The 13507-nt window shown below is 58.7% G+C and carries 6 protein-coding genes; 4 read left to right on the top strand and 2 right to left on the bottom strand.

Annotation, left to right across the window (positions count from 1 at the left end; translation table 11 throughout):
- Positions 1-257: 257 nt before the first annotated feature.
- Positions 258-2879, bottom strand: a complete 2622-nt coding sequence (locus ACONT6_RS14520) for an endo-1,4-beta-xylanase (RefSeq protein ID WP_428819152.1) — start codon at positions 2877-2879, stop codon at positions 258-260.
- Between the two features lie 526 nt (positions 2880-3405).
- On the opposite strand from ACONT6_RS14520, the gene ACONT6_RS14515 reads away from it, so the two are divergent.
- The 3 genes from ACONT6_RS14515 to ACONT6_RS14505 all read left to right on the top strand — a co-directional run bounded on the left by ACONT6_RS14515 (position 3406) and on the right by ACONT6_RS14505 (position 9640).
- Positions 3406-6639 carry a TonB-dependent receptor gene (locus tag ACONT6_RS14515; protein WP_428819151.1) on the top strand — a complete coding sequence of 1078 codons (3234 nt, stop codon included), beginning with the start codon at positions 3406-3408 and terminating at the stop codon, positions 6637-6639.
- Positions 6640-6795: 156 nt separating this feature from the next.
- Positions 6796-8304: a tryptophan halogenase family protein gene (locus ACONT6_RS14510; protein ID WP_428819150.1), complete on the top strand. Its 1509-nt coding sequence runs from the start codon at positions 6796-6798 to the stop codon at positions 8302-8304.
- A 169-nt stretch (positions 8305-8473) separates the two neighbouring features.
- Positions 8474-9640 (top strand): lytic polysaccharide monooxygenase, encoded by a 1167-nt coding sequence (locus tag ACONT6_RS14505; RefSeq protein ID WP_428819149.1) that lies wholly within the window; start codon positions 8474-8476, stop codon positions 9638-9640.
- A 76-nt stretch (positions 9641-9716) separates the two neighbouring features.
- On the opposite strand, the gene manD is transcribed toward ACONT6_RS14505, so the two are convergent.
- On the bottom strand, positions 9717-10928 hold the full coding sequence (manD, locus tag ACONT6_RS14500) for a D-mannonate dehydratase ManD (RefSeq protein WP_428819148.1): 1212 nt from the start codon (positions 10926-10928) through the stop codon (positions 9717-9719).
- 301 nt (positions 10929-11229) lie between these two features.
- Between manD and ACONT6_RS14495 the strand changes: the two genes are divergently transcribed.
- Positions 11230-13410: an alpha-glucuronidase family glycosyl hydrolase gene (locus tag ACONT6_RS14495; RefSeq protein ID WP_428819147.1), complete on the top strand. Its 2181-nt coding sequence runs from the start codon at positions 11230-11232 to the stop codon at positions 13408-13410.
- The last annotated feature ends 97 nt before the right edge of the window (positions 13411-13507 follow it).

The raw sequence follows: 13507 nt of genomic DNA, 5'->3' as shown, positions 1-13507 counted from the left end.
TGGCAATCAGTGCAATTGCCCAATGAAAACAACAACGTTTGAGCATAATTATTCAGCTGTTCAAGACCTAAGAGCTACGAAGTGGCAAAAGTTGAAATGCAGGCAGAGCGGCGGGGATCCGTTTTCAAAAGCGTCGGCGACAGGGACGTCGCCGACGCAGCGTACAGGGATGTATTCACAGCGGTTTTGAAAACGGGTCCCCGGTGCTCTGCCGCCACAAAGCGCGGCTACGAAGTTATTATCGAGTTACTTAGGAGCTACTGAGGTGTTACCGAAAACTCATCGATATACAAGGCTTCTACCTCCGCAGGGATGCCCTCAAAGTAGGCTCGCAACTCGTTCACCGTACAGTCACCCGGCACCTCGATAGTTCCGGTTAACTCCGTCCAGCTATTCGCCGCCATCGCCTCCGCAGAAGCGATACCCACATAAGTATCATCCGCGCCCTCACAGGCCAGCTTGTGGGTAAGCGTCACCGGCGCCGCATCCGGCCCGGAATGCTGTACCCACACCGACACATCGTAGATCGTGCCCGGCACCACCGCCGCCGTCAGATCGTAAGAAGGCATCGAGTTTTCCACCCGCTCGGAAACCTTCAGGCTCTGAGAGCCCGCCTGTGCCCGCTCATTACTCAGCGCCAGCACCGTGCCACCGCTCCACCAGGCACTCCAGTTACCCGCAACCGCAGAACCCTCAAAGCCGCCGTCGTTGATCAGATTACCGTCCCCGGTTTCTTCACCAGAAACCGGCGCAGTGACCTGCACATTATCGATATACACATCTGTACCCGACGTTGTGTTTTCCAGATACACCAGCACTTCAGTTGGTTCGCAGGCCGCCGGAATTTCCAGGGTCGCCGTCAGCTCCGTCCAGGTATCTGCCGGGATGTCCGCATTGTCCGTCAACCAGCTGTAACTGTCCGACTGACCCGCACAGGCGAGTTTGCGCGTTACCGTCACGCGGTCCGCCGCGCTCAGGTTTACCCACAAGCTGACCGGGTAACTACCTCCGGCTTCGACGCCGCCGGTCAGGTCGTAAAGCGCGTAAGCGCCACCGCCAAACCCGGAAGCGAGCAGGCTGCGATTGCCGGTCTGCGATTTGTCAGCGGAGGTACTCAGTGCACCGCCGGCCCAACCGGCGCTCCAGCCATCCGCACCCTGTTCGAAGTCGCCGTTGCTCACCAGGTTGGCAACAGGCTCTGCGCCCGCCACACCGAAACGCAGCCAGTCGATATTGCCCACACCGCTCACATCGTTGAAACGGATATACACATCGTGGCTGCCGGCAATGGGTGCCCAATCTGCGGCCACGGTAAGATAATCATCCCAGCCATTGGTGGGCGGTAACTCAACGCGTAGCGCATTGGCACTATCCAGGCTGTCCAGGCGCACGGAGAGGCTGCCGGTGTTGCCCGCACCTTTCGCGTAATTCACGCTGAAGCTGTCCCAGGACTCCCTGAATTCCACACGCTCAAACAGAATCCAGTCGCCCACATCCGTGTGCGCCACGGCGTTACCTGTGGCCAGCACGCCGCGGCCCTCGTCATACAGTTCCGCTTCTAGAGTGAGCAGGTTTTCCGTACCGGACCAGCCAGCGGGCACATACTCCGGCACCAGCAGATCGCAGTTTTCCGCCTCGCCGAGATAGCAGTTCAACCACTGCAGTCCCGCGCGCTCGCTGCCGTCACTGGCCAGCAGCCAGGCCTCGCTGCGCCACATATGGCCCTGGCGATAACCCCAGTGGGTTACGCCGGCCACGGCGGGGTGCTCCCAGAAAACCCGGAACAGTTCACGCAGCTTGTTGGCGTGGCGCGCATCGTCGGCGAAGTTGATGTCCAGCTCGGAGATGTAGATCGGCAGTCCAGCACTGGCCAGGGTGTCCAGATTGGCTTCCACATCGGCGCCGAGGGATTGTTCCAGGAAGTGCGCCTGTACCCCGACACCATCGATCAGCGCTCGGCTGTGCAGCAGTTCCACCAGTGCCAGATAGTCTTCGGTGGCATCTTCCAGATTCAGGATGTTGTAGTCGTTCAGGATCAGCCTGGAATCCGGGAAGTGCGCGCGGGCGAGTTCGAAGGCGGTAATCAGCCAGTCCCAACCGGTTTCGCCATCGCCCCCCAGGGCTTCTTTATAGGCGGGTGGGGCATGCAGGGGCTCATTTACCACATCGATCATATCCGGGCTCGGGTAGCGCTCGGCAACGGCCGCGATCCACTCCTCGATTTCAGCGCGCTGCTCCTCACTGCTCAGGCCCTCCAGCCAGCCCGGCTGCTGTTGGCCCCAGAACAGTGTGTGGAATTTGAAACGCAGGTCGTTGTCGCCGGCAAACGTATGTGCGGTATCCAGTGCGGTCCACTCCATGATGTCCCGCTCGGCCTCCACACTGCCCCACTTGCCCGCATTGCCGGGGGTGATCTGGCTGAAATAGGTGGTGAGCTGATTGTAATCACCGGCGTCTTCGATAGCGGTGCCAAAGAACTTGTTCAGCGCGGGCAACACGGTGACGGTCACTGTATCTGCTGGACTGGTTGCGCCGCCGTCGTCATTGACGCGCAGCTCGAAGGTCAGGGTGATCGTCTCGTCGGTGGCAGGTGCGGTAAAACTGGCGGTGCCATTGGCATCCGTGTCCAGGGTGACGGAGGGGCCGGAAGCCTGGCTCCAGTTGTAGCCGGCGATGCTGCCGTCTACATCACTACCTGCGCCGGTCAGCGTGACGAGGCTGCCGGCGGAGGCCGTCAGGTCGGCACCGGCTTCAGCAACCGGCGGCGTATTGTTATCTGTGGGTGGCGACGCGTTTGGCCCTTTGACCTTTCTTTCGGTACAGCCGGCGGAGGCAATCGCCAGTGCCAGTACAGCGGTTGTGAACAGCGTGTTTTTCATGGTCGATACCCTTCCCGTTGGCCCGGTATTCCGGGCTTTTTTTTTGTTGATACGGTAACGGCAACTGACGCGTGGAGAGATGGGAGCTGGCCCGGGGCGGCGGAATTCGTCGGGCGCACACGGGCAGGTAGGCCCGGGTGCCGGGGCATCGCTTGTCATCGCTACATTCGCGCAAGTGCTTGTTATTTTTCACTGCGCCGGAGTTTCTGGCGCCGATGTCAGGTGCACTGCTGCAGGTGGCCACTGGGATCACCTTGCGGTAACGCTACCATTCGATGTAAACGTTTACAACGCGTGGCGTAAAAAACCTTCCAGAGCCAGTGAATTCACGAAGTTTCCGTGTTTGAAAGTCCTTGACAGGGAGGTGTTCACTGAATAATTCTAGAAATTGTTAGCGGTACCAAAACAATAATCGAGCGGTCAAAACGCAAAAATAACAAGCCGCCGCGAACGTTCTCAGACTTTGGGTGAGCCCGCGGCTGACCGGGTCGGGAGCGACGGCGACAAGCGAGATGGGGGCACACCCGTGTTCAAGAATAAACGGCTCAAAAACCAGCAGCTGAATAAAAACCAGTTCAACCGAAACCGGCTTTCCGAAGTAATCATTGCGCTGGCGGCGACCGCCTTCAGTGCGCAGCAGGCGCTCGCCCAGGAAGAAACCGAGGACAGCGACAGTGATACCGCGCAGGCGATCGAGGAGGTCGTTGTCAGCGGTGTGCGTTACAACCTGCAGAATGCCCAGGATATCAAGCGCGACGCAGATACCTTCGTCGACTCCATCTCCTCCGAAGATATGGGCTCTCTGCCGGATCGCAGCGTGCTGGAAGCCATGCAGCGCATGCCCGGGGTCTCCATCGAACGCTTTGCCGGCGCCGACGACCCCGACCACTTTGGTGTGGAAGGCTCCGGTGCAATTATCCGCGGGATGACCGCAACCCGTTCCGAATTCAACGGCCGCGATTCCTTCACCGCCAACTCCGGACGCGGACTCTCGTTCCAGGATGTGCCGCCGGAATTGATGGGTGGTGTGGATATTTACAAAAACCAGTCCGCAGACATGATCGAGGGCGGTATAGGCGGCACTGTCAGCCTGCGCACGCGCAAGCCTTTTGACCTGGCGGAACAGACCGTTTCCATTTCCGCGGATTACTCCCAGGGCGACCTGGATGAAGAGGGCACCCCGAGTCTGTCGGCTCTGTACAGCGACCGCTGGATGACCAGTGCCGGCGAATTCGGCGTACTGTTCAATGTTGCCCATTCGGAATTACTGGGCACCTCCCACGGTATCCAATCGGATACCTATCTGCAGTATTCAGCCGAGGGGATTGCCGGTGCAGAAGATTTCGATACGGTGTGGATCCCCAACGCGTCCAACTTCTTCCAGAAAAACGATGAGCGCACCCGCAAGGGCTACGCGGCCGCGTTCCAGTGGGCGGACACCGACGAGACCATCCTCGCCACCGCGCAGTTTATGCGTTCGGATTCCCGTCTTTCCTGGGCGGAAAATGCCGTTAAATACCAGGGCGACGCCTACGATGCAGATCGCCGCGTAGGACCGCTGGCCGGAACCGAGTTTTCTTTCGATGACAACGGCGTGTTCGAGCAGGGTGCGATGGTGACCGAAGCCGGTTGGCGCGGCGGTTATGCACCGGGCGACGGCCAGTACGGCTCCAAGTTCCAGACCGATACCCGGGTGAAAGATACCCACACCGTCGTCGACGATTTCGCATTGAACCTGACACTGACACCCAACGATAACTGGGAATACAGTTTTGACCTGCAATATATTCAGGCAGAAACCCAGGACGACGATCTGCAAATCGCCCTCGGCCAGTGGCTGCAGCAGAGTTACGACGCCAGCGGTGACACCCCTACACTGATCGTCGAGGATCCCAATACGCCCTATGACGGTAGCAGTGATCCCAACTGGTTCCAGAACCCGGAAAACTACTGGTGGCGCTCTGCCATGGATCACTACGAGCGATCCGAGGGCGAGTCCATCGCCGGACGTTTTGACGGCACCTACCATTTCAGCGAAGAGCCCTTTGGCTTGCTGCGCGCTGCGAAATTTGGCGCGCGTATGGCAAAGCGAGACCAGACCGTGCGCCTCACCTCTTACAACTGGGGCACCATCGGCGCGGAGTGGAATACACCCTATTACCTGACCGACCCGGAAGTGGCAGATCAGCCTTACGAATATGTGAACTTCACGGATTTCCATCGCGGCGGTGTGGTGAACGTACCCGGGGGCGGTTTCCTGTTCCCGGATGCCGACTATGTCATGGGCGTTGTGAAAGGGAATCGCGACCTGTTTATTTCACCATCCGGTGATCCCTGGGAACCCTACCCGACCCGCGATGACATCGTTGCCGAAGGCATTTTCCAGGCTCCGGAAGTGTTCGATACCACCGAGACCAATCGTGCCGCATACCTGCGCCTGGATTTCGGCTCGGATGAGACCGCACTGCGCTTTTCCGGTAATGTCGGCCTGCGCTACGTGGAGCTGGAGCGCGAGGCACTGGGCTCGGTGCAGTACCCGGATCTTATCGGTTTGCCTTATCCCGCGGGTGCACCGGTGGACCTGGATGATTATGGCTCGGTATATGAATGGGGTGAGAAGGCCGTCGCAGATGGTCGCTACGCAACCGTCAAGGATGCTATTGCCTATGCCCGCGATGCCAACAACTGGCTGACACAGGAAGAAAAAGCCTTCGGTAATGATGCCTTTACCCTCGAAGAAGGCTGGAGCAAATACAGCACCGTGCTGCCGAGCTTCAATCTGAAAGTGGAGCTGAGTGAGGAGGTACTGACCCGTTTTGCGGTATCCAAGGCCATCGCCCTTCCAGATATGTCGGATGTGAAAAACCAGGCAGTAATCGGTGCCCGTCAGCTCGGCGTCGTGCGATTCTCCCCGGATGAATTACCGCCGAACGCGCCAGCGCCGGTAGAGGGGGAAGATAACGGCACCGATATCAAATCGGTATCGGAAGTAGACTGGGTCGGTTCCGGTGGCAACCCGTTCCTTTGGCCGATGGAGTCCATCCAGTACGACGCCTCGGTGGAATGGTATTTTGCCCGGGTGGGGTCTTTTACCACGTCGCTGTTTTATAAAGATCTCAGCGATACCTTTGTGACCGGTGCATTTCCCCGGGAATTTGCCAACCCGGACACCGGGCAGGTTCAGTCCGTCGATTTCGAATCCACTGTCAATGGCGGCGACGGCTATATGCAGGGGGTGGAACTGGCCTACCAGCAATTCTACGATTTCCTGCCGGCGCCGTTCGATGGTCTCGGCCTGCAGCTGAACTACACCTGGATTGATTCCGGGCTCAGTAATAGCGGCCTTGGTAGCCGTGCAGAACCGGCCACCGGTGTGGAGGAAACCACTGACCGCTATCCGTTGCCGGATATTTCACTGCTGCCCCTGCGCGGTGTTTCCGAGCATACCTATAACATTGTGGGTATGTACGAGAAGGGCCCCTGGTCCGCGCGCCTCGCGTACAACTGGCGCTCCAAGTACCTGCTGACCACCCGCGACGAAATCAGCAAATACCCGATTTTCAATGACGATGCGGGGTATATGGATGGATCGGTGTTCTACAACTTCGACAATGGTGTGACGGTAGGCTTGCAGGTATCGAACCTGCTGGATACACAGACCGAAACCATCATGCAGCTGGATAATGAAGGCACCGAAGCGGGCCGCTCCTGGTTTATCCAGGACCGCCGCTTCGCCTTGATCGCCAGGGCGAATTTCTGAGTTTCCCGCACGGCATCCAGTAGTTGGAAACTGTTGTGCTTTCTCGTCGGCGCACTGTGCAAGCAGTGCGTCTTTTTTTGCATTGCAGACCGCCAGTGTGGCCGGTAACGTTGAGTGGAACGGCGATTAAATCCCGATGCCACTCGGTTGAGAGAAATGAAAAATAACAATATTCGCAAGATCGTGATCGTTGGTGGCGGTACTGCCGGTTGGATGGCTGCGGCGGCGCTGTCCCGGGTATTGAAAAACCGGTTTTGCGACATTCAGCTGGTGGAGTCGGAAACCATTGGCACCGTTGGCGTGGGCGAGGCCACCATTCCCCAGATCCAGGTGTTCAATCATATGCTCGGCCTGGATGAGGACGAGTTCGTGCGCGAAACCTGCGGCACCTTCAAGCTCGGGATCCAGTTTGTCGACTGGGGAAGGAAAGGGGACTCCTATATCCACGCCTTTGGCGAGGTGGGCAAGGATATGGAGGGCATTCCGTTTTACCACTACTGGCTGAAACAGCACCTGCGCGGCGGCAGCCAGGATATTGGTGAATACACCCTTACTGCATTGGCGGCGCAGCAGGGACGCTTTATGCGCTCCATCGATGCCGGTAACTCGCCGCTGTCCAATATTACCTATGCCTTTCATTTCGACGCGGGCCTGTATGCGCGCTACCTGCGTTCCTATGCGGAGAAACGCGGTGTGCAGCGCACAGAAGGCAAGGTGATACATACCTTGCTGGACGATGACAGTGGTTTTATCCGCTCGCTACGACTCGACGATGGGCACGATATTGAGGGCGACCTGTTTATCGATTGCTCCGGGTTTCGCGGGTTACTGATCAGCGAAGCGCTGGGTGTGGGTTATGAAGACTGGCGCCACTGGCTCCCCTGTGATCGCGCCTGGGCGGTACCCTGCGAAGGCGACGATGCCCCGCTTCCCTATACCCGCTCTACCGCTCACAGCGCCGGTTGGCAATGGCGGATACCGTTGCAGCACCGGATCGGCAATGGACATGTGTTCAGCAGTCGCTTTATGGATGAGAGCGCGGCGCAATCCATTCTGTTGAATAACCTGGACGGCAAGCCGTTGGCTGAGCCGAAGCTGTTGCGCTTTACCACCGGCAAGCGGAAACAGTTCTGGTACAAAAACTGTATCGCCCTGGGGCTCGCCAGCGGCTTTATGGAGCCGCTGGAATCCACAAGCATTCATCTGGTGCAATCTGCCATCGCGCGGCTGCTGAGCCTGTTTCCGGATCGCAACTTCGCCCGCGAGGATATCGATGAATATAACCGTCAGACCCATTTCGAAATGGACCGTATCCGCGATTTCCTGATTCTCCATTACTGCGCCACCGAGCGCGACGACAGCGAATTCTGGAACTACTGCCGCACCATGGATATCCCGGATTCCCTGGCGCAGAAAATCGATCAGTTCCGAGCGAACGGTCGCATCGTGCGTGCGAACAGCGAGCTTTTCAACGAGTTGAGCTGGATGGAAGTAATGCTGGGGCAGGGAATCGTGCCCCGCAGCTATCATCCGCTGGTAGATGCCATGAACGAGGAACAGTTTTCTGGGCGGATGCGGGAAATCCAATCCGTGATGCAGAATTCGGTCGCGGCAATGCCATCGCACCGGGAATTTATCCGGCGCCACTGCGCGATCGATTGCTAAGGCGACGTCACCGCGCGATTGGTGCAGGCGATTAGCGCCTGATTCACTCCACTAGTTTGATCTTATCCACAATACGGCGCATCGCCAGCACTGTAAGGGGCTCATCGCCCGAGCTGTCCCGTCACGTCCTCAGCAGTAAACCGATAACACGTAGAATAAGAGGACAGTGATGATGGCAATAAGTTTGTGTAAAAAAAGCACCCTGGCAAAAGGCGCGGTGGTGCTGGGGCTATCCCTGTGTGCCGGTGCGGTATTCGGCCACGGCCTGATAGTGGAGCCGCCGGCTCGTAACGCTCATTGCGGCCTGAATGAAAAACCGGACCAGGCCACTACACCGGCCTGCGTCGAAGCCGCGCAGAAAGACTTCAGTGGCATGTACCAGTTTATGAGCGTGCTCACCCATGCCCAGGGACATGCACAGGCCGACAGTACCAACGTTTGTGGCTTTGACAGCGAGACCTGGAACGGTGGCCCCACGCCCTGGGATTACCAGCTGGACTGGCCCACCAGCCCCATGGACGGCGGCACCCAGACATTCACCTGGAATATCAGCTGGGGCCCACACTGGGACGATACCGAGGAATTCCGCTACTGGATCACCAAGCCGGACTTCGATTACCAGGTGGGCGGAACCCTGACCTGGGATGACTTCGAGGAAGACGCCTTCTGTGTTCTGAACTACGACGACAAAAACCCCACGGCCAATCCCAATGTGGTCGCGGAAAAAGCCAACAGCCTGTTTCACACCACCTGTGAAGTGCCGGAGCGCGAAGGACGGCATATCATCTACGGGGAGTGGGGGCGCAATTACTTTACCTGGGAGCGTTTCCACGGCTGTGTGGATGTAGCGTTTGACGGCTCTGGTTCCAGTGGTGGCTCGTCCTCCTCCTCCAGCAGCTCCTCCTCCAGCAGCTCCTCCTCAAGTAGCTCATCCTCGTCCAGCAGTTCCTCCAGTTCATCCGGCGGCAGTTCTTCTTCGAGCTCCTCCAGTAGCGGTGGCTCCAGCTCCAGTTCTGGTGGCAGTGCCGGTGGCGGTGTGAGCTGTGAGTATGTGGTATCCAATGAATGGAATACGGGCTTTACCGCGGAAGTGCGCTTGACCAATACCGGTAGCGAGGCGGTAAGCGGCTGGGAAGTTCAGTGGGGTTATAGCGACGGTACTTCTCTAGTGAACACCTGGAGTGCGGTGGTGAACGGCATGGGCCCGTTTACTGCTAGCAGCATGGACTGGAATGACACCATTGGTGCGGGCCAGACCGTCAGCTTTGGTATGCAGGGGGAAAAAGGCAGCAGTAGTGCCGAGGTGCCGGTGGTCACGGGTAATATCTGTGAATAATATTTCCCGGTAAAAACACGTTAACGAAAAAGCCACCGGATTCCGGTGGCTTTTTTTGTGGATAACCCGGCGTTTTTTACCAGTCGTGCATGCCGCCATCTTGCAGGCGGTTTACCGGCAGAAACGCGCGTTGGTAGGGGAAGTCTTTTGCGGCTTCTTCATCGATATCCACGCCCAGCCCCGGCTGATCACCCGGGTGCAGGTAGCCGTCCTTGAATTGATAGCCGTGTGGAAATACCGCGTTGGTCTCATCGGTGTGGTGCATATATTCCTGAATACCAAAGTTCGGGATGGATAAACCGAAATGCAGCGCGGCGGCCATGGTAACCGGGGAGAGATCGGTGGCGCCGTGGCAACCGGTGCGCACGTTATACAGGGCTGCCAGATTGGCTATTCGCCGCAGGTGGGTGATGCCGCCGGCATGCACCACGGTCGCGCGGATATAGTCAATCAGTTGTTCCTCAATCAGCTGCTTGCAGTCCCAGATGCTATTGAACACTTCTCCCACCGCCAGTGGTGTGGTGCTGTGTTGGCGGATCAGACGGAAGTTGGCCTGGTTTTCTGCAGGTACCGCGTCTTCCAGCCAGAACAGGCGGTAGGGCTCCAGGTCTTTGGCCAGGCGCGCGGCCTCGATGGGTGTCATGCGGTGGTGGGCATCGTGCAGCAGGTGGATATCCCAACCCAGTTCTTCCCGGGCGCGGGCGAAGAGTTCCGGCGCGCTGCGCAAATATTTTTCGGTGGACCAGATATTTTCCGTGGGCAGGTCGGCGTCCGCCGGTTCGTATCGCTCCTTGTCTTTGCTGACGCCATAGGTGGAGCTCAGACCCGGCACGCCGCTTTGCAGGCGCACGGCGCGGTACCCCTGGGCGATATATTTTTTCGCCTCCGCTATGGTTTCTTCGATGCTTTCACCATTGGCGTGTGCGTAAACCATGTTGCCTTTGCGGCAGGCTCCGCCGAGCAGCTGGTACAGGGGCAGGCCGGCCACTTTGGCTTTTATATCCCACAAGGCCATGTCGACAGCGGCGATGGCGGACATGGTGACGGGGCCACGTCGCCAGTAGGCACCTTTATAGAGGTATTGCCAGATATCTTCGATCTGGTGCGCATCGCGGCCGATCAGACAGGGCGCAACATGGTCTTGCAGATAACTGGCCACCGCCAGCTCGCGGCCGTTGAGGGTGGCATCACCGAGGCCGAAGGTACCGTCTTCGGTTTCGATTTTCAGGGTGATGAAGTTGCGGCCGGGGGAGGTGGTGATAACCCGGGCGGACTTAATTTTTAGCATGCTTTCTTTCCTGGGCGTTTCGTCGCTATTTCTTTGGGGTGCTTTGAATTTGGTCGGTGGCGGTATCGACACCTTCACGGAAAACTCAGATCAACTTTCAAATATCGTGGCCTAGTTGTTTTTCAGCTTAGCGATGAAATATGGCCGCAACCATATCCGTTCAGGTAGCTTCCACGGGGTCCATTCTGTGTTATGGTTTTGTTTTTGATAGCGCTACCATTTTAGCCTTGGGTGCTGCTGTAAAGAAAGCCCCGGACGCTGGAATCAACACCACAAATAATAAAAAGCCCGCGAGGTTGTTATGTCGAGCGATGTGTCCTGCCTGTCCCGAAACCTGCTGTTAATTGCCACATTCCTGTATTCGGCGCTACTTGCGGCGGCCGTAAATGCGGAAGATGGCTACGACCTGTGGCTGCGCTACCAGCCGCTGGAAGTGGAGGCCAGGCACAACTACCGGCCGCAACTGCGGCAGCTGGTGATTCCCGGCAGGGAAGGTTCGCGAACACTTCAGGCTATCGGCGATGAACTGGTTCGGGGTGTCGGTGGGCTGATTGGTCGCGCGCCCGAGATGGCGAGCCGGATTCGCGAAGACGGCTTTGTACTGGTGACAACGCCGGACTCTTCCGCCGATGTCCGCGCAGCGCAATTGCCGATGGATGCACTTGGGGAGGAAGGGTACCTGATCCGTGCCATTTCTTTGCGCGGTCATACCGGCACGCTGGTTACCGCGAATTCCGAGCGCGGCTTGCTATACGGGAGTTTTCACCTGTTGCGTCTGTTGCAGACCCGCAGTGCACTGGCAGATGTAGATATCTCCAGTAGTCCGCGCATAGGCCTGCGCCTGTTGAATCACTGGGACAACCTGGATCGCAGCGTGGAGCGGGGCTATGCGGGACAGTCGATCTGGGACTGGTGGAACCTGCCGGATGTACTGGATCCGCGCTACACGGATTACGCCCGCGCCAATGCGGCCATCGGGATCAATGGCACGGTGCTGAACAATGTGAATGCCAGCGCGGATAGCCTCACCCCGCGTTACCTGGACAAGGCTGCAGCACTGGCGCAGGTGTTCCGCCCCTACGGAATTCGCGTGTATCTGTCCGCGCGCTTCAGCGCGCCGGTGGAGATCGGCGGGCTCGAAACCGCCGATCCGCAGGACCCCGCAGTGCAGCGCTGGTGGCAGCACAAGACAGACGAGATCTATCAGCGGATTCCAGATTTCGGGGGCTTCCTGGTCAAGGCGAACTCCGAGGGGCAGCCGGGGCCGCAGGATTACGGTCGCTCCCACGCCGAGGGCGCGAACCTGCTGGCGCGGGCGCTCGCGCCCCACGGTGGGGTGGTGATGTGGCGGGCGTTTGTATACCAACAGGACAATCCCGAGGATCGCGCCAAGCAGGCGTTCAATGACTTTGTACCGCTCGACGGACAGTTCGACGACAACGTCATCGTGCAGGTAAAAAACGGACCCATCGATTTCCAGCCCCGCGAACCCTTTCACCCGATGTTCGGTGCCATGCCGAAAACACCGCTGATGATGGAGTTCCAGATCACCAAGGAGTATCTGGGCTTTGCCTCCCACCTGGCCTATCTCGGCCCCATGTATGAAGAGGTGTTGCGCGCGGATACATTTGCCGAGGGGGCGGGCTCCACGGTGACGAAGGTGATTGACGGCAGCCTGCACGGGCAGCGCCTCACGGGGATTGCCGGGGTGGCGAATATTGGCCGCGACCGCGACTGGAGCGGGTCCATATTCAACCAGGCCAACTGGTACGTGTTCGGGCGCATGGCGTGGAACCCGGATCTCGCTGCGGAGGCGGTCGCGCGCAACTGGTTGAAGATCACTTTTTCCGATCACCCGGATTTAATCGCGGGTGGCCTGGATATCATGTTGGCGTCGCGTCAGGCGGTGGTGGATTACATGACGCCCTTGGGGCTCGCGCACCTGATGGCGACCGGACACCACTATGGTCCTGGCCCATGGGTATCGGACCTGGCGCGGCCGGAATGGAATCCGGCTTACTATCACCGCGCCGATCGCAACGGCATCGGCTTTGATCGCACCGCGGAGGGAAGCAATGCGGTCGCCCAGTATGCGCCGCCCGTGGCGGAGCGGTTTGCCAGCCGCAGTCGCGTGGGCGAGGACCTGTTGCTGTGGTTCCACCACCTGCCATGGGATCACCGGATGCGCTCCGGGCGCGACCTGTGGGAGGAGCTGGTGTACCGCTACGACCGCGGCGTTGTAGCGGTGCAGGAGATGCGCATGCAGTGGCAGGCCCTTGCACCGCTGGTGGATCGGGAGCGGTTTGAAAAAACCGCGCGGCTACTGGCGGTACAGGAGCGCGAGGCGAAGTGGTGGCGGGATGCCTCCATTGCCTATTTCCAGTCAGTATCGGCGAGGCCGCTCCCCGACGGCGTCGCGCCACCGGTGCGGGATCTCGCGTATTACCGGGCGCTGGAATTCCCCTGGGCACCGGGGCACTGAAGCCATCGCGAGAACCGCCTTCCGGTTTTCCCATCGTTCACATTCGTCGTCCTGTTCTACTGCGGCGCGCGTTATGCGCGCTTCGCTGCCCTCTTTT

The organism is Microbulbifer sp. MCCC 1A16149, from assembly GCF_050368945.1.
Classification (GTDB): domain Bacteria; phylum Pseudomonadota; class Gammaproteobacteria; order Pseudomonadales; family Cellvibrionaceae; genus Microbulbifer.
The sequence above is the reverse complement of the archived record's forward strand: the minus strand, read 5'-3'. Positions and strand labels throughout refer to the sequence as shown.